Origin of the sequence: Serratia sp. CY74737, assembly GCF_052166775.1 — a bacterium.
In the GTDB taxonomy this organism is placed as follows: Bacteria; Pseudomonadota; Gammaproteobacteria; order Enterobacterales; family Enterobacteriaceae; genus Serratia; species Serratia ureilytica.
On record NZ_JBJNOF010000013.1, the window covers coordinates 18550 to 39457 of the forward strand.

Annotated in this window: 16 protein-coding genes; 14 read left to right on the forward strand and 2 right to left on the reverse strand. The window is 60.7% G+C overall.

Going from position 1 to position 20908, the window contains the following annotated elements; translation table 11 throughout:
• Positions 1 to 45: 45 nt before the first annotated feature.
• On the forward strand, positions 46 to 1278 hold the full coding sequence (locus tag ACJ8PE_RS17520; protein ID WP_197793691.1) for a YncE family protein: 1233 nt from the start codon (positions 46 to 48) through the stop codon (positions 1276 to 1278).
• A gap of 221 nt (positions 1279 to 1499) precedes the next feature.
• On the opposite strand, the gene ACJ8PE_RS17525 is transcribed toward ACJ8PE_RS17520, so the two are convergent.
• On the reverse strand, positions 1500 to 3782 hold the full coding sequence (locus tag ACJ8PE_RS17525) for a TonB-dependent siderophore receptor (protein WP_033641584.1): 2283 nt from the start codon (positions 3780 to 3782) through the stop codon (positions 1500 to 1502).
• Positions 3783 to 4064: 282 nt separating this feature from the next.
• Here ACJ8PE_RS17525 and fes point away from each other — a divergent pair, with 282 nt between their 5' ends.
• The 11 genes from fes to ACJ8PE_RS17580 all read left to right on the forward strand — a co-directional run bounded on the left by fes (position 4065) and on the right by ACJ8PE_RS17580 (position 18489).
• The gene (gene fes, locus ACJ8PE_RS17530) at positions 4065 to 5444 is read left to right on the forward strand and encodes an enterochelin esterase (protein ID WP_273873541.1); all 1380 of its coding nucleotides are present in this window, start codon (positions 4065 to 4067) and stop codon (positions 5442 to 5444) included.
• Positions 5419 to 5625 carry an MbtH family protein gene (locus ACJ8PE_RS17535; protein ID WP_033644173.1) on the forward strand — a complete coding sequence of 69 codons (207 nt, stop codon included), beginning with the start codon at positions 5419 to 5421 and terminating at the stop codon, positions 5623 to 5625. The genes fes and ACJ8PE_RS17535 overlap by 26 nt, the downstream gene beginning before the upstream one ends.
• A gap of 32 nt (positions 5626 to 5657) precedes the next feature.
• Complete coding sequence (locus ACJ8PE_RS17540) at positions 5658 to 9602, forward strand: enterobactin synthase subunit F (RefSeq protein ID WP_404769129.1); 3945 nt, start codon at positions 5658 to 5660, stop codon at positions 9600 to 9602.
• Between the two features lie 176 nt (positions 9603 to 9778).
• Positions 9779 to 11035, forward strand: a complete 1257-nt coding sequence (entS, locus tag ACJ8PE_RS17545) for an enterobactin transporter EntS (RefSeq protein ID WP_442536826.1) — start codon at positions 9779 to 9781, stop codon at positions 11033 to 11035.
• A gap of 212 nt (positions 11036 to 11247) precedes the next feature.
• Positions 11248 to 12453, forward strand: a complete 1206-nt coding sequence (locus ACJ8PE_RS17550; protein ID WP_197760352.1) for an isochorismate synthase — start codon at positions 11248 to 11250, stop codon at positions 12451 to 12453.
• Positions 12454 to 12460: 7 nt separating this feature from the next.
• Positions 12461 to 14089, forward strand: a complete 1629-nt coding sequence (locus ACJ8PE_RS17555) for a (2,3-dihydroxybenzoyl)adenylate synthase (RefSeq protein WP_197760351.1) — start codon at positions 12461 to 12463, stop codon at positions 14087 to 14089.
• Positions 14090 to 14092: 3 nt separating this feature from the next.
• A complete protein-coding gene (locus tag ACJ8PE_RS17560; RefSeq protein WP_004930014.1) occupies positions 14093 to 14953 on the forward strand; it encodes an isochorismatase in 861 nt (286 codons plus the stop codon).
• A gap of 242 nt (positions 14954 to 15195) precedes the next feature.
• Positions 15196 to 16215, forward strand: coding sequence for a 7-bladed beta-propeller protein YncE (gene yncE / locus ACJ8PE_RS17565; RefSeq protein WP_373275656.1), 1020 nt, complete (start codon positions 15196 to 15198; stop codon positions 16213 to 16215).
• A gap of 121 nt (positions 16216 to 16336) precedes the next feature.
• Positions 16337 to 16954, forward strand: a complete 618-nt coding sequence (locus ACJ8PE_RS17570; RefSeq protein WP_197760349.1) for a DUF2238 domain-containing protein — start codon at positions 16337 to 16339, stop codon at positions 16952 to 16954.
• A gap of 229 nt (positions 16955 to 17183) precedes the next feature.
• Positions 17184 to 18011, forward strand: coding sequence for a winged helix-turn-helix domain-containing protein (locus tag ACJ8PE_RS17575; protein WP_232094953.1), 828 nt, complete (start codon positions 17184 to 17186; stop codon positions 18009 to 18011).
• Positions 17992 to 18489, forward strand: a complete 498-nt coding sequence (locus tag ACJ8PE_RS17580) for a hypothetical protein (RefSeq protein ID WP_197760348.1) — start codon at positions 17992 to 17994, stop codon at positions 18487 to 18489. The genes ACJ8PE_RS17575 and ACJ8PE_RS17580 overlap by 20 nt, the downstream gene beginning before the upstream one ends.
• Before the next feature lie 59 nt (positions 18490 to 18548).
• Here the strand turns inward: ACJ8PE_RS17580 and ACJ8PE_RS17585 are convergent, their stop codons facing one another.
• Positions 18549 to 19304, reverse strand: coding sequence for a winged helix-turn-helix domain-containing protein (locus ACJ8PE_RS17585; protein WP_197760347.1), 756 nt, complete (start codon positions 19302 to 19304; stop codon positions 18549 to 18551).
• Between the two features lie 416 nt (positions 19305 to 19720).
• Here ACJ8PE_RS17585 and ACJ8PE_RS17590 point away from each other — a divergent pair, with 416 nt between their 5' ends.
• Both ACJ8PE_RS17590 and ACJ8PE_RS17595 read left to right on the forward strand, forming a co-directional pair.
• Positions 19721 to 20269: a fimbrial protein gene (locus ACJ8PE_RS17590; protein ID WP_197760346.1), complete on the forward strand. Its 549-nt coding sequence runs from the start codon at positions 19721 to 19723 to the stop codon at positions 20267 to 20269.
• A 90-nt stretch (positions 20270 to 20359) separates the two neighbouring features.
• Positions 20360 to 20902, forward strand: coding sequence for a fimbrial protein (locus ACJ8PE_RS17595; RefSeq protein WP_197760345.1), 543 nt, complete (start codon positions 20360 to 20362; stop codon positions 20900 to 20902).
• The last annotated feature ends 6 nt before the right edge of the window (positions 20903 to 20908 follow it).

A 20908-nucleotide genomic window follows, 5' to 3' on the forward strand; every position in this document is an offset into this window, starting at 1 on the left:
TTGTTTCACTCTAACCGAAAGCATGATTTTCAAGGAGATAAAAGGATGTCTGGAACCCTAGCAACCCCGCGCGCGTTACTGTCGCTGCTGGTGGCGGCCTCTCTGGTGGTCGCCGGCGCCGCGCAGGCCGACGATGCCGGCATCAAACCGCAGGACATCAAGCGCCAGGCGCTGTCGTCGGCGGTGGTGGAGATGGCCTACAGCACTTCGCAACAGGCGCTGTTCGTCAGTGCGCCGGACTGGAAGGAAGAGGCGCGCTCCCGCGTGCTGCGGCTGGATCCCAACACCCTGGCGATCAAGGCGGAGATCCCGCTGCAGGTGAAAGGCTTCGGCGTGGCGCTGAACGACGCGGGCAATCGCCTGTACCTGACGCAGGCCTTCAACGGCGAAGTCGGGGTGGTGGACACCACCACCAACCACGCGCTGGGCAGCATCAAGTTGCTGGACAAAGCGGTGCTGGAGCAGGCTTACAAGCAGGCGGGCATCAGCGGCAAGCGTCTGGATTTCCTGTTGGCGGAGCTGAAGAAGTTTAAAATCACCGAGGACTACCTGTACCGCCTCCGCGAGCTCAAGTATGACGCGCAAAGCGGCCGTCTGTTCCTGCCGGGTCTGGGCTTCGGCGTCGACAGCGTGCTGTACGTGGTCGATACCAAGGCCGGCAAGCTGGAGAAAGTGATCCCGGGCTTCGGCTACAACGCGGTGGGCATCACGCTGGATGAGAAGGGCCGCCGGGTGTTCGTCTCTAACATGCAGGGGCAGGTGATCACCCTGAACGCCGACACGCTGGCGATCGCCGCCACGCACGAAGTGCAGGCCGATCAGCTGCTGAACCTGGTGTATGACCCGGCGAGCAATCGCCTGCTGGGCGTCGATCAGGGCATCGATCGCGACGACTACCGCAATCATCATCTGGGGCACGACTATGTGAAGCGCAGCAGCGGCCACCGGGTATTCGCGCTGGATGCGGACAGCGGAAAAGTGCTGGCCAGCGAGCTGACGGATGAGGTGCCGATCGGCCTGTTGCTCGATGAGCGCAGCCAGCGGCTGTATGTCGCCAACCGCAAAGGCGTGCGCGTGGATCACGGCGCCGGCACGCTGACGGTGTTTGACGCCAAAACCCTCAAGCGCCTGCAAACCGTAGACCTGCCGCCGCACCCTAACAGCCTGGCGCTGGATCCGAAAGGCGATGCGCTGTTCGTGACGGTGAAAAACGACGGCGCTGCCACCAAGGCCGGCAAACCCGAAAGCGTAGTGCGCATTCAGCTACACACCAAATAACTGAATGGAAAGATAAAAAAAGGGCGCCGCGGCGCCCTTTCTCGTGGCTGACAAAGGAGGAAAAAGCGTGGTTTTTCCTCCTTTGTGGTTATCAGCCGAAAATCAATGAATTGATTTTCCTTGTTTTCTATCTGTCGCCTAATGAAAGCCCGGCAACGTCATCCGCTTTGTCATTTACCTCAAAGGGGGGCTGAGCCCCCCTTTGTCGTTGGTTCATGTCATCAGAAGTGGGTGTTGATGCTCATGTAGTAGGTACGGCCCGGTTCGTTGTAGGTGGCCGCGCCCGCGCCGGCGATGTTGATCGCGCCGGTGTTCGGATCGCCCACGTTCTGCGCGTTGCCGGCGCGGAACTGGCGTTTGTCGAACAGGTTGTCGATGCCGGCGGTGAGGCTGACGTTTTTGGTCAGGTCATAGGTTGCGCTGGCGCCGACGACGGCGTAAGGGCTGACCTCGCGGGTTTCGCCGCCGGTGGCCGGTTTACCCTGATAGTTGTACTTCTTCGGCTTCTGCCGGCCGTACCAGGTCAGGGTGGACTGCATCGACAGATCCTGCGTGGCCTGCCAGCTGAGGGTCGAGTTGACGGTGAACTTCGGGATCACCGACAGGTAATCGCCGGTGGTCTTGTTCTTGTTCTCGATCATGTAGGTGGCGTTGTTGCTCCAGGTGACGGTCTCGCTGACCGGCACGTTCAGCGAGCCTTCCAGCCCTTGCACCACCGCCTTCGGCACGTTTTCCCACTGATAGACCGCCGTGCCGGTGCTGCTGGTGGCGATGCGGGAGTTACCCGCTTCAATCTTGTTGTGGTAATCGTTGCGGAAGTAGGTCACGCCGGCCAGCCAGCCGTCGTTATGGAACTCCAGCCCGATCTCTTTGTTGACGCTGGTTTCCGCCTTCAGATCGTCGTTGCCGAGCAGGTAGCAGCCGTTTCTGGTATCGCTACCGGCGCATCCCTGGCCTTTGCTGTACAGCAGATAGTTGCCGTTGGTCTGGAACAGGGTCGGGGCTTTATAGGAACGCGCGATGCCCATCTTCAGCGTGAAGTAGTCGCCCAGTTCCTGCGACAGGTTCAGCGCCGGGCTCCAGTTATTGCCGGATTCGGAGTGCAGATCGTAACGCAGCCCCGGCGTCAGCATGGTGGTGTCGGTCAGTTCAATGTTGTCTTCGGCGAACAGCGAGAAGATATGCGCGGAAGCGTAAGGGCTGCGCGTACCGGTCGTCATGCCGGGAATGGTGCCGCCCATCAGCGTTTGGCTGGTGGAGGTGCCGTCCTTCATCCGTTGTTGGCTCCACTCGGTACCCAGCGTAGCGGTTTGCGCGACGCCCAGCTCGAACGGCACGCTGACTTCGCTGTGCGCCAGGAAGTCATCCAGCTTGGTGGTGCCGAAACCGGTGTTCTTGGTATCGAAGATGCCTTCGGTGCCGCCGGCCAACCCTTCGTTTATGCGGGTGTTGCGGGTGCGTTCGAACTGCACGTAGTTGTTGGTGCTCACGCCGTTGTCCCAGGCGCCGCGGTGGGTCAGGCCGAAGGTTTCACGGTAGATGCGGTTGGTTTCTTTGCCGTAGTTGCTCTGCACCAGGGCGTTGGTGTTGGTGTTCTGGGTATCGCCGGCGTACAGGTTGCCTTGGCGGCCATAGGCGTATTCGAACTCCAGCGACTGCAGATGGGCGAAATCCCAGTGCAGCAAGGCGTCGATGTTTTTATCGACCACCCCTTCGCGCCCGGCGGGCACGCTGTTGGCGTAGGCGCCGACGCGTTCGGATTTGTGCGATTCGTTAATGTCCCAGGCATCGGCCTGCGTTTTGCTGTAGCCGCCGAACAGGCGGAAGCTCAGGGAATCGCTCAGCGGGCCGGACAGGCTGAAATCGGTGCGCTTGGTGGCGCCTTCCTGCTTGTGCTGCGGCACGTTGAAGTAGCCGTTCAGCGAGCCGTGCAGCGCATCGCCGGCCTTCTTGGTGATGATGTTGACCACGCCGCCCGCGGCGCCGTTGCCATAGCGCGCCGCAGCCGGGCCGCGCAGCACTTCGATGCGTTCGATCATTTCCGGCGGCACCCAGGCGGTATCGCCGCGTGAGTCACGTTCGCCGCGCCAGCCCTGACGCACCGAGTTGCGGCTGGAGGCCGGTTTGCCGTCGATCAGAATCAGGGTGTTTTCCGGGCCCATGCCGCGGATATCGATCTGGCGGTTGTTGCCGCGCTGGCCGCTGGTGGAGTTGCCGGTCAGGTTAACCCCGGGCATGGTGCGGATCAGCTCACTGATGTCGCGTGCCGGCGGGCGTTTCTTGATCTCGTCGGCGGTGATGGTGGATACCCCCGGCGCCTGCAGGTTCTGCCGGGCGGCGGTCACGACGATGGTGTCTTCGCCGCGCGGCTTTTTATCCGCTGTGCCGCTGTTTTCTTCCGTGGTGGGGGTGTCGGTCTGCTGCGCGGCGTTGGCGAACGCGGACGCGCCCAATCCCAAGCCGATAAGAGTGGCCAAAGAATAACGTGATAGCTTGCTTTTCATTTGAGTGCCCTACCTTGCTGCCCTCCCTCGCCGAATGGGGGAAAGGCGGTTGTAGTTTTTGTGTAGTCGGAATAGAAAATCGGCTGCGGCAAGGGATGCCATTGATGTATCCCCGATCCCTGTCCGTTGCGCGCAATACCAGCACGATCTCCAAGCCTTACACACTATTGCAAATGCAAATTATTATCAATAGTATTTGACCTACAGTGTGTTCGGGCGGTGGCCGGCGATAGGGAAAAGTCGACGTTCCCGGTGCCGCCAACTACAAAATGGGTAGGCGTTGTGAATACAGAACTAGAATCAGAAAGCAGCAGATTATTGGCCAGCAGCAATGCGGGCAGTCCAGGGTGGTGGTTGACGGTGGCACGACGCGGTACGCCATGGGTAGAACCGGCGGGTAACGGCCGGTGGCGAACCACCTTTTTCTGGCGCGATCCGCAGGGATGCGAATTGACTTCTGCCTACCGCCGGGTGTGGATCAACATCAACTGCCTGACCGACCACCATCAGCCGAATCCGCCGCAAAGCCTGCTGCGTTTGGCCGGTACCGACGTATGGTACTGGCAGACCGAGCTGAACGGCGCCTGGCGCGGCAGCTACTGCTTTATTCCTTGTTTTGACGAGCGGCCGCCGGCGTTCAGCGACGACGACGCGCACGCCAACATGCACAACCTGCGTCACTGGTGGCACCAGGTGTTCGCCTGCGCCACTCCCGATCTGCTCAACCCCTATCGCTCCTGGCAAAGCGCCAGCGGCCACAGCGTTTCCGGTCTGCATATGCCGGATGCGCCGCCGCAGCCGGTGTGGCGCTCGTTCGATGAGTATGAGATCGCCAGCGGGCGCTGCACGCCGCCGCTGCCGGCGCGTTTGCAGCGCCATACCTGGCAGAGCGAGCGTCTGGGCAACAGCCGCGATGTCTGGATCTACACCACCGGCGACAGCAAGCCGGCCGAACGCCCGCTCGCGATCCTGCTCGACGGCCAGTTCTGGGCGAAGCAAATGCCGGTCTGGGCGCCGTTGATGCAACTGACCCGCGAGGGGGCGTTGCCGGAAGCGGTGTATGTGCTGATCGACATCATCGATCTGCCGCACCGGGCGCGTGAGCTGACCTGCAAGGACGATTTCTGGCTGGCGGTGCAGGAAGAACTGATGCCGCAACTGGCCGAATGGGCGCTGCACAGCGACAATCCGGCCGAGACGGTGGTGGCGGGGCAAAGCTTTGGCGGCCTGGCCTCTCTGTACGCCGGGCTGCGCTGGCCACAGCGCTTCGGCGCGGTGATCACCCAGTCCGGCTCCTATTGGTGGCCGCGGCGCGACATGCTGCAGCTGCCGAGCATTCCCGACGACGCCTGCTGGCTGATGCAACAGGTCGAACGCCACGGCCTGGGCAACCACGGCGCGCTGAAGGTATTTATGGAAGCCGGTACGCAGGAAAAGCTGGTGCATCAGGTCAGCGGGCAAATGGCGGCGCGCCTGAGCGAAGCCGGCCATCGGGTGCACTACCGGGTGGTGGAAGGCGGGCACGACGCGCTGTGCTGGCGCAGCGGCCTGACCGACGGGCTGCAGGCGGTGTGGGCTTCCGCTTTCGCCACCGCTTATCCGGCATCGGTAACGACGGCGGCACAAGGAACGCAGGATGGAAAGCCTGAATCCGTTCGATGATCAACAGCAGCGCAGCCTGGTGCTGCGCAACGTACAACAACAATACAGTTTGTGGCCGGATTTCCGCGCCATTCCACCCGATTGGACGATCGTATTTGGCCCGGCGGCGCGCACCGAATGCGCCGAGTGGCTGGAACAGCATTGGCAAGATATTCTGCCGGTCGCAGCACGCAAGGCGTGACCGGCGCCTGGTAATCACGGGAGCAATAAGCAGTGTCACACACCCCTAACTCTCTCAGCGGCCCGGCGCTTGCGGGCGAATGGCCGCTGGTCGCGGCGCAACCCGGCATCTGGGTCGCCGATCAAATCTCCCCGCATCGCAATGCTTACGCGGTGGCGCATGCCATCGAACTCAACGGCCCCGTCGCCGTGGAGCCCCTGCTGCAGGCCATCACTCAGGGTCTCGGCGAGGTGGACATGCTGCGGCTGCGTTTTGCGGAACGCGACGGCGTGCCGGTGCAATGGCTGGATGACTCGCTGGCGGTGCATGCGCCGGAACTTGTCGATCTGACGACGTCGCCGGATCCCGAAGCCGCCGCTCGCGCGCTGATGGATATCGATCTGGCGAGCGATCTGCGCGCTGGCAGCGGCGCACCGCTGTATCGCCATGTGGTGATGCGCCTGGCGGACGATCGCTGGTTCTGGTATCAGCGTTATCACCATCTGCTGGTGGACGGTTTCAGCTTCACCGCCATCGCTCGCCGTGTGGCGGCGATTTATACCCAACTTTGCCGCGGCGACGCGCTGGAGCCGACGCCTTTCACGGCGTTCAGCGACGTGGTGGCGGAATACCAGGCTTACCGGCAGGCGCCGGCCTGGCAACGCGACGCCGATTTCTGGCGCGAAAAAGCGCGGCAGCTGCCGCCGCCGGCCACGATCTGCCCGCAGCCGCTGGCCGGGCAAACGCCCACGCCGCGCATCCACCGGCTGGAACAGCGCTGCGATCCGCAGGCCTTCGCCGAACTGGTGCAGCGTGGCGCGCATCAGAAGCTGAACGCCGCCGATATGGCGGTGGCGCTGGTGGCGCTGTGGGTGTCGCGCCTGAGCGGCCAACCGAGCTTCAGCGCCGGTTTTATCTTCATGCGCCGTACCGGCTCGGCCGCCTTGTGCGCCGCAGGCCCGGTGATCAACGTGCTGCCGATGGAGATGCATCTCGAGCCGCAGGCCACGCTGTATGAGGCCGCCGCACGCATCAGCCGCGAGCTGAAAACGGTGCGCCGCCATCAGCGCTACGACGCCGAACAGGTGCAGCGCGATCTGGGGCGCATCGGCGACGGCGAACCGCTGTACGGCACGGTCTTCAACTTCAAAATGTTCGATTACCAGCTGGATTTCGCCGGCATCGAGGGCATTACCCACGATCTGGCCTCCGGGCCGGTGCGCGATCTGGAGATTGCGCTGTTTATCGATGAACACCACCAATTGAAGGTGGAGCTGCTGGCCAATGCCGAACGTTACAGCCGCCAGGAGCTGCAGGCGCACCTACAACGGTTGCCGCTGCTGCTGGCGCAGTTCGCCGCGCAGGCAACGTTGCCGATCGGCGAGGCCGATATGCTGACCGCCGACGATCGCGCGCTGCTGGCGCGGATCAACGACACGGCGCATCCGGTGCCGGCGACCACGCTGAGCCAATTGCTGGCGCAGCAGGCGCAAGCCACGCCGGACGCGCCGGCGTTGGCGGATGCGCATTTCAGCTTCACCTACCGCGAAACGCGCGAGCAGGTCACGGCGCTGGCGCGCCAACTGGTGGCGCAGGGCGTGCGGCCGGGCGACATCGTGGCGGTGGCGCTGCCGCGGTCGGTGTTCCTGTCGCTGGCGTTGATGGCGATCGTCGAAGCGGGCGCCGCCTACCTGCCGCTGGACACCGGTTATCCGGACGAGCGGCTGGCGATGATGCTGGAAGACGCCGCGCCCCGCTTGATCATCACTCACCCGGCGCAGCAGGCGCGTTTCGCCGACAAGGGCGACATGTTGCTGTATGACGCGCCGCTGGCGGCCGATCACGCCGCCGGGGTGGCGATCGCGGGCCCGACGTCGGACCATGCGGCCTATATCATCTTTACCTCCGGCTCCACCGGGCGCCCGAAAGGCGTGCTGGTCGGCCATCAGGCGATCGTCAACCGCCTGCTGTGGATGCAACACCAGTATCCGCTGGGGGCGGACGACGCGGTGCTGCAGAAAACGCCGTGCAGTTTCGATGTCTCGGTGTGGGAATTCTTCTGGCCATTGATGGTCGGCGCCCGGCTGGTGATGGCGCCGCCGGAGGCGCACCGCGATCCGCAGCAGCTGCAACAGCTGATCGCCCAACACCGCATTACCACGCTGCACTTCGTGCCGTCGATGCTGGCGGCTTTCGTTGCCGCCCTGGACGACGACGCGGCGGTGGCGAGCTGCGCCGCGCTGCGCCAGGTGTTCTGCAGCGGCGAAGCGCTGCCGGCGGAGCTGTGCCGCCTGTGGCAAAGCCGCACGGCGGTGCCGTTGCACAACCTCTACGGCCCGACCGAAGCGGCGGTGGACGTGACCTGGCATCCGGCCTACGGCGAGGCGCTGGCGAAGGTGACCGGCGCCAACGTGCCGATTGGCCTGCCGGTGTGGAACACCGGGCTGCGCATTCTGGACGCGCGTCTGCGGCCGGTACCGCCGGGCGTGGCGGGCGATCTGTATCTGACCGGCGTGCAGCTGGCGCACGGCTACCTTGGCCGGCCGGATCTGACCGCCAGCCGCTTTGTCGCCGATCCGTTCGGCGAGGGCGGGCGCATGTACCGCACCGGCGACGTGGCGCGCTGGCTGCCGGACGGCGCGGTGGAATATTTGGGCCGCAGCGACGACCAGCTGAAGATCCGCGGGCAGCGTATCGAGCTGAGTGAAATCGACCACGCCCTGCTGTCGCTGCCGGGCGTGCGCCAGGCGGTGACGCACGCGCTGGTGCTGCAGGGCACGCCGGTGGACGCCGGCGGCGATGCGCGCCAGCTGGTGGGTTATCTGGTGATGCAGCCTGGCGCGAGCTGGGATGCGGAAGCCCTGCGCGCGGCGCTGGCCGACCGCCTGCCGCCGCACATGGTGCCGGTGGCGCTGGTGGAAATGCGCGATTTGCCGCTGAGCGCCAACGGCAAGCTGGATCGCAAGGCCTTGCCGCAGCCGCAGGGCGGTGAGCGCAAGGCGGGGCGGCCGCCGCAGGCCGGGTTGGAAAGCGAGATCGCCGCGGTATTCGCCCGCCTGCTGCAGCGCGAGCAGGTGTTCGCCGACGACGATTTCTTCGCACTCGGCGGCCATTCGCTGCTGGCGATGCGTCTGGCGGCCGAGCTGCGCCGCGATCTGGGCAAGGCGGTGTCCGTCGGCCAGGTGATGGTGGCGTCGCGCGTTGAGCAGCTGGCCGCCTTGCTGGCGGAAGATCGCACGCAGGAAGAGGCCGATCGCAGCGGCTTCGACAGCGTATTGCCGCTGCGCGTCACCGAGGGGCCGACGCTGTTCTGTCTGCATCCGGCATCCGGTTTCTCCTGGCAGTTCAGCGTATTGCCGCGCTATCTCGATCAGCACTGGTCGCTGGTTGGCATCCAGTCGCCGCGGCCGGACGGCCCGCTGGCGCTGAGCGAAGACATGGACCAGGTGGTGGAGGCGCACCTGCAGACGGTGGTGCAGGTGCAGCCGCACGGGCCGTACCACTTCATCGGCTACTCGCTGGGCGGCACGCTGGCCCAGGGCATCGCCGCCCGGCTGCAGGCGCGCGGCGAGCAGGTGGCGTTCCTCGGCCTGCTGGATACCTATCCGCCGGAGACCCAAAACTGGGACGTGATGCTGGACGACAACGTGTTGAAGGAAGTGCAGCGCGAGCGCGAACAGTTCCTGGCGGTGTCGCAGGATACGCTCGATCCGGCGCTGGGCGAGACGCGCACCATGATGTTCGACAACATCGAAGCCAACTACGCCGATTCGGTGCGGTTGCTGTCGCACACGCGGACCGCCCGCTTCCACGGCCAGGCGACGCTGTTCGTCGCCAAACGCACGTTGCAGGCAGGGATGGACGTGCAGCAGACCTGGTCGCAGTACGTCGATGCGCTGCAGGCGCACGAGCTCGACTGCGCGCATGTCGATATCGTTTCGCCGGCGTCGTTCAAAGTGCTGGGGCCGCTGCTGAACCGGATTTTGCGCACGCTGTAATAACGCCCGTCATCTCGCCGCCAGGCACGGGGATTGCCCCGCGTTTGGCGGCGTTTCTTGCGTCTGCTCACAATTGAATATCAATGATTTCTATTATCATTATTGATTTCGTTATCTGTGCTAGCATAGCGCTCCGCAACTGCAGAATCCCCGTTTAAAGATGTGGTGAACAACCGATGAGTAGCAAACCCTCCATCCTGCTTGATTTTAGCCTGCTGAAAACCCACCGGGCCTTTCGCGCGGTATTCTGTGCGCGTTTCATCTCCATTGTGGCGCTGGGGCTGATGGCGATCGCCATCCCGATGCAGATCCAGGCGCTGACCGGTTCCACCCTGCAGGTCGGGCTGGCGGTGACGCTGGCCGGCGGCGGCATGTTCGCCGGGCTGCTGATGGGCGGCGTATTGGCCGATCGCTATGAGCGGCGCCGGTTGATCCTGTTCGCGCGCTCCACCTGCGGCGTCGGGTTCGTCGGCCTGTGCCTCAACGCCCTGTTGCCGTCACCTTCGCTGGCGGCCATTTATCTGCTGGCGGTGTGGGACGGTTTCTTCGGCGCCGTGGGGGTGACGGCGCTGCTGGCGGCCACGCCGGCGCTGGTGGGCCGCGAAAACATCGTGCAGGCGGGCGCCATCAGCATGCTGACGGTGCGCTTCGGCTCGATTCTTTCCCCGGCCATCGGCGGCCTGGTGATCGCCCATATGGGCATCGCCTGGAACTACGGCCTGGCGGCGTTCGGCACCCTGTTGACGTTGCTGCCGCTGCTGAGCCTGCCGCAGCTGATGCCGCCGCCGCAGCCGCGTGAACATCCGCTGCGCGCGCTGGCGGGCGGTTTCGCCTTCCTGTTCCAGAACAAGGTGATCGGCATGGTGGCGCTGATCGGCGCGTTGCTGACCATGGCCAGCGCGGTGCGCGTGCTGTACCCGGCGATGGCGGAAAGCTGGCGCATCGACGCAGCCCACCTCGGCTATATGTACGCCGCCGTGCCGCTCGGCGCGACTATTGGTGCGTTCACCAGCGGGCGCGTGGCGCACGTGGCGCGCCCCGGTTGGGTGATGCTGCTGACGGCGATCGCGGCTTTCGCCTCTATTGGCCTGTTCGGCCTGATGCCGTGGTACAGCCTGGCGTTGCTGTGTCTGGTGGCGTTCGGCTACCTGAGCGCGCTGAACTCGCTGCTGCAATACGGCCTGATCCAGGGCCTGACGCCGGACAATTTCCTTGGCCGCATCAACGGCCTGTGGACGGCGCAGAACGTGGTGGGCGATGCGCTGGGCGCGTTGCTGCTGGGGGCGATGGGCGCCTTTATGCTGCCGGCGATGAGCGCCAGCGGTTTCGGCTTTGGCGCGGCGCTGCTCGGCATCCTGTTGCTGTTCGCCATGACCGGTTTGCGCCAGGTTACGCTGCACAAACCGGAGCCGCAGCCCGCCACAGAAAAGTAGTCGAACGCGTTAAGACAACGCTGTGGGATCAAATAGCAATGCTTATCATCGGCATGCGTAAAACCCACAGCGTTTATGTCATGATTTCGAAATGAAAGAAGTGCTTACGTTTATTGACATAGCAAATATCGGCGAGTAATTTAGCGCGGAATTAACTCAAATGATAATCATTATTATATTGGTTATCACTTCAAATTCTTGAGGGCGAAGCGATGGTTACTGCCGTGAACGACATCAATCGAAAGGAAATGCAGGAGCGCGAAGAACACCGGTTCGCCGCTGATTTTTCTCCGGCGTCGGGCTTCTTCTTTACCTCCCCTTACCGCAGCTTGACCACCACCGGTTGTTTCAGCCGCATTCGCCTGCCGGCCGCGGACGGTGCCGATCTGAACGGCGAGTTCCAGCGCCGCGTGCGGCAGGCGTTTGCCGAGGCCCGTCAGGCCGGCATCAAAAAGCCGCTGCTGTGCGGCGCCATTCCGTTCGATACCCGGCAGCCTTCGGCGCTGTTTGTTCCCCAGCAGAGCCGCTGGTTCGACCGCGCCGCCTTTATGGCCGGCGTTCGGCCTTCGGCGAACGGCCCTGAACTGGCCGGGGTGACGGAGCTGCCGCCGCAGCAGACGTTCATGAACATGGTCAGCGACGCCGTTGCCGCGATGAAGGCCGGTGAGCTGGATAAAGTGGTCTTGTCGCGCCTGCTGGAGATCGAAACGCGCCAGCCGGTGGATCGCCATGCGCTGATGGCGCGCGTGATCGCCCAGAACCCGCACGGTTTCCACTTCCATGTGCCGCTGGAGCAGGGCGCGCTGTTGGGCGCCAGCCCAGAGCTGCTGCTGCGCCAGGACGGCGGCCGTTTCTATTCCAACCCGCTGGCCGGTTCCGCCCGGCGCGAGGCCGATCCGCAGCGCGATCGCGAAGTGGGGGAGCGGCTGATGGCCTCGGCGAAAGATCGCCACGAGCACCGCATCGTCACTGAAAGCATGCGTGACGTGCTAGCCGGCCGCTGCCGCTACCTGAACGTGCCGCACACCCCTGAACTGCTGACCACCACCACGCTGTGGCATCTCTCCACGCCGATCGACGGCGAGGCGGCGTCTCCGGACGAAAACGCCCTGTCGCTGGCTTGCCTGCTGCACCCGACACCGGCGCTGTGCGGCATGCCGACGGCCGAGGCGCACGCCCTGATCGGCAAGCTGGAGCCGTTCGATCGCGGCCTGTTCGGCGGCATCGTCGGCTGGTGCGACGACGAAGGCAACGGCGAGTGGGTAGTGACTATCCGCTGCGGCACCGTTGACGGCAAACGGGTGCGGCTGTTCGCCGGCGCCGGCATCGTGGAAGACTCTTCACCCGAATCTGAATGGCATGAAACAGGTACCAAACTCAGCACCATTCTGCGTGCCTTTGGTATGAATCAAGGATAACGACAAGATGAGCATTGCCTTTACCCCCTGGCCGGTGGAGTTCGCCAGCCGCTATCGCGAACGCGGCTACTGGATTGACAAGCCGCTGACCGAGATCCTCGACCGCCAGGCCAACAATGACGCTCCGGCGATTATCGACGCCCAGGGCAGCCTGACCTACCGCGAGCTGCAGCAGCGCGCCGATCGCCTGGCGGCCGCTTTGCTGCGCCGCGGCGTGAAATCCGGCGACACCGCGTTGGTCCAGCTGGGCAACGTGGCGGAGTTCTATATCGTGTTCTTCGCGCTGCTGAAAATTGGCGTGGCGCCGGTCAACGCGCTGTTCAGCCATCAGCGCAGCGAGCTGAACGCCTATGCCGAGCAGATCAAACCGGCGCTGCTGATCGCCGACCGCCAGCATGCGCTGTTTGCCGACGATCAATTCCTGAACGCCTTCCGCGATGCGCATCCTTCGCTGCGGGTTGTGGCGCTGCGCAGCCAGCCCGAGGGCGAGCTGGCGCTGGCCGCCTGGCTGGACGAAGCGAGCGACGGTTTTGTCGCGCAGCCTTCCGCGGCCGATCAGGTGGCGTTCTTCCAGCTTTCCGGTGGCAGCACCGGCACGCCGAAGCTGATCCCGCGCACCCACAACGATTACTACTACAGCATTCGCCGCAGCGTGGAGATCTGCCGTTTCGACGCGCAGACCCGCTATCTGTGCGCGCTGCCGGTGGCGCACAACTACCCGATGAGTTCGCCGGGCGTGCTGGGCGTGTTTTATGGCGCCGGGTTGGTGGTATTCGCCGCGGATCCGGACGCCGGGCAGTGCTTCCGCCTGATCGAACAGCACCAAATCAACGTGACGGCGCTGGTGCCGCCGGCGGTCACGCTGTGGCTGCAGGCGATCGAAGAGTGGGGCGGCAACGCCCAGCTCGCCAGCCTGAAACTGCTGCAGGTGGGCGGCGCCAAGCTGGGCGAAACGCTGGCGGCGCGCATTCAGAACGAAATCGGCTGCCAACTGCAGCAGGTGTTCGGCATGGCGGAAGGGCTGGTGAATTACACCCGGCTGGACGACGACGAACGCCACATCCTGACGACGCAAGGGCGGCCGATGTCGCCGGACGACGAGGTGTGGGTGGCGGATGACGACGGCAATCCGTTGCCGGCGGGCCAGGTCGGCCGGTTGATGACGCGCGGGCCTTATACCTTCCGCGGTTACTACCAGAGCCCGGCGCACAACGCCGACGCCTTCGACGCCGACGGTTTCTACTGCTCCGGCGATCTGATCAGCATCAGCGAAGACGGCTACATCACCGTGCAGGGGCGGCAGAAAGATCAGATCAACCGCGGCGGAGAGAAGATCGCCGCCGAGGAGATCGAGAACCTGCTGCTGCGTCATCCGGACGTGATCAACGCCGCGCTGGTGTCGATGCCGGACGCGCTGATGGGGGAGAAGAGCTGCGCCTATATCATCGCCAACGCGCCGCTGAAGCCGGTAGTGCTGCGTCGCCACCTGCGCGAACAGGGCGTGGCGGACTTCAAACTGCCGGATCGCTTTATTCAGGTGGACAGCCTGCCGCTGACTCCGGTCGGCAAAGTAGACAAAAAACGGCTGCGCCAGCAGCTCGACGCGCAACTACAGACTCAGGCTCAGGGAGATTAATTGATGGCCATTCCAAAACTTAATGATTACGCGCTGCCGACGGCGGACGAACTGCCGCAAAATAAAGTCACCTGGCAGGTAGAACCGCAGCGCGCCGCGCTGCTGATCCACGACATGCAGCAGTATTTCCTCAATTTCTGGGGCGAAGACAGCGCGCTGATTAAACAGGTGGTGGAGAACATCGCCAACCTGCGTCGCTACTGCAAACAGCAGGGCATTCCGGTGTTCTATACCGCGCAGCCGAACCAGCAGAGCGATGAAGACCGCGCGCTGTTGAACGACATGTGGGGGCCGGGCCTGAACAAGCACCCTGAGCAGCAGGCGGTGACCGCCGCGCTGGCGCCGGACGAAGACGACACGGTGCTGGTGAAATGGCGCTACAGCGCCTTCCACCGCTCGCCGCTGCAGGAGATCCTGCAGGAGTCCGGCCGCGATCAGCTGATCATCTGCGGCGTGTATGCGCACATCGGCTGCCTGACCACCGCCATCGACGCCTTCATGCGCAACATCCAGCCGTTCATGGTGGCCGACGGTCTGGCGGACTTCTCGCGTGACGAACACCTGATGGCGCTGCGCTACACCGCTGGCCGCTGCGGCCGGGTGGTGACCACCGCGTCTCTGCTGCCGGCGGCCGGCATCGCCAGCATCGATGCGCTGCGTCAGCAAATCCTGCCGCTGCTGGACGAAGACAGCGAAGACATGGGCAACGATGAAAACCTGATTGATTACGGTCTGGATTCGGTGCGCATCATGGAGCTGGCGACCCGCTGGCGCAAGATCCGCGGCGATATCGACTTTATCGCGCTGGCGCGCAACCCGACCATCGACAGCTGGTGGGCGCTGCTTTCCGAAGAGAAAGCCTGATTTTAATAACGATAATGCGGCGGCCGTCTGGTTTGACATAAAACGCCGCTCTTTTGAGCCATATCCAAAATAATTGCAGTTGCATCAAGGCGGCAAGAACGTGAGTTCCCAGGAGCTTACTCCGGTAAGTGACTGGGGCGAGCGAGCGCAGCCAACGCCGATGTAGCTGCAAGTATGAAGGATATAAGGAGATTTCGATGAATGCTTTGATCACCAAGGGAAAACGGGCGGCATTTCCGCTGATGCTGCTGTCCACGCTGCTGTTCTCCAACACCCTGCAGGCGCAGACCGCGCCGGACGTGCTGCGCAAACCGGTCGGCAAGGGCGCCTATGAAATGGCCTACAGCCCGAGCGAGAACGCGCTTTACCTGGCGACCTCGCAGAGCCGCAAGCTGGATAAGGGCGGCATCGTCTACCGCCTGGATCCGACCACGCTGGACGTGACCCAGATTATTCATAACGACATCAAGCCGTTTGGCGCCGCCGTCAACGCCAAGACCGGTACGCTGTTCTTCGGCAACACCGTCAATAACTCGGTGACCGCCATCGACGCCAAGACCGGCGACGTGAAAGGCCGCCTGGTGCTGGACGCGCGCAAGCGTTCCGAGACCGTCAAGCCGCTGGCGCCGCGCGAGCTGGTGGCGGATGCCGACAGCGATACCCTGTACATCACCGGGCTGGGTGAATCCAGCGTGGTGTGGGTGGTGGACGGCAAGGATCTGACCCTGCGCGCCACCGTGACCGACACCGGCAAATATGGCACCGGCCTGGCGCTGGACGCCGCCGCCAAGCGTCTGTACGTCACCAACGCCGACGGCGAGCTGGTGACCATCGACACCCAATCCAACAAGGTGCTGTCGCGCAAGAAGCTGGATGAGTCCAAAGAGCACTTCTTCCTGAACATCAGCCTGGATACCGCTACCCATCGCGCCTTCATCACCGATTCCAAGCAGCCGCAGGTGCTGGTGGTGGATACCCGCAACGGCAACATCCTGAGCAAGATCGACGTGCCGGAATCGCTGGCGGTGCTGTTCAACCCGGCGCGCAATGAAGTTTACGTCACCCATCGCCAGGCGGGCGAAGTGAGCGTAATCGACGCCAATAGCTACAAGGTGCTGAACACCATCAAGACGCCGACCCACCCGAACAGCCTGGCGCTGTCGCCGGACGGCCAGACGCTGTACGTCAGCGTCAAGCAGGCTTCCAGCCGCGAGAAAGAAGCCACCGCGCCGGACGACGTGATCCGCGTAGCGCTGAAATAATCCCGCTTAGGGTAAGCACACACTGAACAGGCGAAGCGGCGACGCTCCGCCTGTTTTTTTTCGCCCCAGGATCTGCGGTATAAAGAGTGCGTTGATCCGTTAACCTGAAGGAACGTTGGTTATGCCCGCCTCGCGCACCCCGCTGTTGTTGTCCGTTATCACCCTGCTGCTGCTGGCCGCGCTGATCCACAGCGGCATCCGCCCCTACGATCGCACCACCTGGCTGATGGAGGTGGCGCCGGTATTGATCGCTCTGCCGCTGCTGTGGCTGACCCATCGCCGTTACCCGCTGACGCCGCTGCTCTATACGCTGATTTTCGTCCATGCGCTGATCCTGATTTTCGGCGGCATGTACAGCTATGCTCGCGTGCCGCTGGGGTTTGAGGTGCAGCAGTGGCTGGATCTTGGCCGCAACCCGTACGACAAACTGGGGCACTTCTTCCAGGGACTGGTGCCGGCGCTGGTGGCGCGCGAAATCCTGCTGCGCGGCGGCTATGTGCAGGGGCGCAAGATGCTGGGCTTTGTGGTTTGCTGCATCGCGCTAGCCATCAGCGCCGTGTATGAGCTGATCGAGTGGTGGGCGGCGCTGGCGCTGGGCCAGGGCGCCGACGAGTTTCTCGGCACCCAGGGCGATCCGTGGGATACCCAGTCCGACATGTTCTGCGCGCTGCTCGGCGCGCTATGCGGTTTACTGCTGTTCGCCGGCTGGCAAGACCGGCAAATTCGCCGCCTGCGCTGAGTATTTTCCGACGTTGATCAGGCCCGCCTTATGGCGGGTTTTTTTATTTATGCTCAGTTTGTTAATCCACTTCATTCGTGCATTGAATTAGAAAAAGGCTGCAAAATTCACTCTGTGAATTGTATGGTGGTATTTAATATCTATTTGTTTTTATTAAACTTTATTCTTTTTGTTAAGAATTTTCTTATCATTTGCGCTATGCTAATATTGCCACGTTTGATAGGGGCTAATGGGCGTTAACCAGTTTATCGCGCAGGGAATTATGAGATATATAATTAATAATAATATTAAATATCATGAAGATAGATCGGAGCTGATCTCGCTGCATGACGACATTCCGCCGATTGTGCTGACGGCCACGCTGAACCGCCTGCTTTCCGCCCTGGTGCGCAACAATAACCTGGTGCTTTCCCGCGATACGTTGCTGATGCAGGTGTGGGAGGCGCACGGCCAGGTTGCCTCCGGCAACAACCTCAACAACACCATCTCGATTCTGCGCAAAGCGTTCTCTTCGCTCGGTGAGGAAGAGATCATCGTCACCCTGCCGCGGCAGGGGTTTATGTTTACGGCAGCCGAACTGCATACGATGGACAGCCAGGCGGAGGCGTTGCCGACAAGCGAAGAACAGCCTGCCCCGGCCCCTGTGGCATCATCTTCCGCTGTGCCCGGGCGGTGGAACCGCTTGAAAGTTATCGCATTGAGTGTGTTGTTGATCGTGGCGATGATTGCGAGCATTTGGGCTTGGCAAGATTCCGGCTATCCGGCAATTAGCACCACCACGGTGGGGAAAATTGGCCAGTGTGAGGTGAAATTTATCACTTCCTACCACAAGGTCGGCCCTAATCAGGTGGATTTAGCGCATCTGCAACAGATGCTGGATCAAAAAAATCATATCAAATGCAGTGAGCCGGCGACCATCTTCTATTACGACACCCCGTCAATAACGCCAAATACCACGGGGCAGGTCAGAGCGTCTTATTTCTATTATTGTCCGTCGGAAAAAATGGCGACGGGCGAAGTGCAATGCGAGAACTTCTATGAAAGCACGGGGCTGTAGTTTTTTCCGCGCCTATTGCTACGGCCTGTTGGCCGTTCTGGCGTTGGTTTGCTGCGGTGCTTCCGCCTACCTGCTGTTTTTTAAACCTCAGGTGCCGGAATGCCGGGCGGTGTTGTGGATGAGCAACCAGCAGGGTGATAAGGCGCTGCGACGCGCTTTATTGATCAGTGTGCTGCCCGATGGCGCGCGGCGCGCGGTGGTGCGGATCAACGGCAGTTTGTTTGATAACGAGGTGAGGTATAACATCGATCGGGCGCTCGAGCTGGACTATCGTCGGTTGGGGAGCAACTACACCTTCAATGTGGTCAGCAACACTCGAATGCCGCAGGATACGTTGAAATCCCCCGAGTTGAATCTGCGCCTGCCGTTGGAAGGGCGGCAGTATCATTTACGTATCGAACAGGTAGATAAGCACCATTTTCTTTTTGTGAACAACTACGGGCCGATGTTCGTCTGTGCCACGGCATCTGGCGGATAGCCCCCGGTGATACCGGGGGCCATTCATCTGCGGACCCTGGGGGATAAATAGCAAAAGTATTAAGACTGTTTATTGTCGATATAATTGTTGATGCACGGGCTGTTACCCGATCGCGGGCAAAACGTGAGCCACTGTTCCGTGTTCTCAGTACCTTCATTGCGAATGTTGTCGTAGTAATAGACATCCGCTCTTTTTTGGCAGCTGAACCCGGCGCGCCGTATCATCTGCTTAATGTAATCCACATTACCACTGCCCAACCGCATACTGTATATCTGACACTGCTCATAGCTGCCCAATGGATAGACGTTGATGCGTGTACTATTTTGATACAGGACAACGATCGCAAAAGGCACCAGACAGGCGGCGGCGATCATCACCAGCCGTTGTAATAAACGGCGAAGATTGATGATGCTGTCGTTTGGTAGCGTGACTGCTACCGGTTCCGCAATATCATTGCCTTTATTGGTATCAATTCCTTTATCTCCATCAGCTTTATGAATACTCAATGCGATAAATTTAAACCCCTGCCGGGGATAGGTGACGATAATTTCTTCTATGCCGAACTGCGCCAGTGATTTACGTAAGCCGGATACATAATTATTCAGGTTGTTATTTGAGGCCTTTAGCCCATGCTCGACCCAAACATCATTAATCAGGCGTTCACGGAGCAATAGCTCATTATTATTCCTGATGAATAACGATAGCAGTCGGCTGGTCGGTTTAAGTAAAGCTATTTTATTGTTGGTATTGTCAATATGCGACAACGTTCCGTCTTCCTCATTATAGAGGACGCTGTTATTGATGATAAAAATCATTTTTTTAACCTGCAACTTTCCTGTCGAGAGATTATTCTGAGGCTTGGGTTGGTTTTTTTCAATCTTTGAGGTTGCCTGTAAATCGGATTTTTCTCTATATCAATATAAATGAGGTTTAACGCCTGTTACTTGCCAAGTTTTTAAAAATAAATATTGATAATTAAAAGGTATTTCATGGTGTTAAAACCTATGTTTTGCCTATTTTTTTTATAAAAGTCCTGTGTTTTTGTATTTTTACGACATAACATTTTATTTTTTGTTTGTGGCGTGTAGATTTGTTCTCACTGATACGGAGCGCAGAAATGCGGCGTATTGGCCACGTAAATCATGTTTGTGAATATATCTGAAGCATTGATTGCGTGACTCTTATGGATTTAATTGACTCCACTGCTTACTAAGGAATGTAAGGGATTTCTATGAAACTGAATAAAATTATGCTGGCTGCCGCAATGGCTTTGGGTGTTTCTTCTCTGGCACACGCAGCCGATCAGGGCCACGGTAAAGTGACCTTCAGCGGTTCTATCATCGATGCGCCTTGCTCGATCGCACCTGAATCTCTGGATCAAACGGTAGAGCTGGGTGCAATCTCTAACGTAGCGCTGAAGCTGGGCGGCAAGTCCACTCCGCGTAATTTCCAGATCAAACTGGAAAACTGCGATCTGATTTCCGATCCAAAAGAGCCAGGCAAAAATAATACCGTGGCGCTGACCTTCACGGGTTCTTCATCTGCCGTGGATGCAAAACTGTTGGGTATTACCGGTACCGCTAAGGGTGCGGGCATCGCCATCACCGACGGCGCAGGGAACGATATCGAACTGGGTAAACCATCCAACCCACGTGCTTTGCAGAATGGCAACAACACTCTGAGCTTCGCCGCCTACCTGCAGGGCGCCAAGGCTTCTGAGACTGCCATCGTCCCAGGTGACTTCCAGTCCGTTGCCGACTTCACCCTGGCTTACCAGTAATCGTTATCTGACGAACTGCGTGTGATTATCGGGCATGCGGGGCGACCCGCATGCCATTTACCGGAAACCGTTATTTATCAAAGGATGAAGATGACATTTCGGGGTAAAGGAATAAAGGCGCTTTGCCTATTGTCGTTATGGGTTTCTTTTGCCGGGCAGGCTATTTCTGCCGTGCAAGGGCAGGGGCGCGTCAATATGCAAGGGGCCATTATTGATACTGCCTGTGCCATCGCGACGGAAAGTCGTGATCAAATTATCGCAATGGGCGTGACGCCGGTTGCGGACATTATGCGAGATGGTAAAGGAAAAGAGGTGCCTTTCAGTATTGAACTGGTTAATTGCGTGCTGGAGCGGGTGGATAGCAACTTACCGGACTGGCGACAATTTCAGGTGACGTTCGATGGGCGCAGTGAAGGGGATATGTTTGGCGTTAATGGGGATGTTTCCGGTCTGGCGATAAGAATAACTGACTCGACGGGAAATATCGCACGCCCTGGCATGCCATTGCCAGCACGGGATATTTTTCAAGGGAATTATCGGCTGGATTTTTCTATGGCGCTGGTAAGCAATAAACAGGTGTTGAAGGCGGGAAGTTATTTTTCATCGGTGCGTTTCAAAATGGATTATTACTGAGGCGAA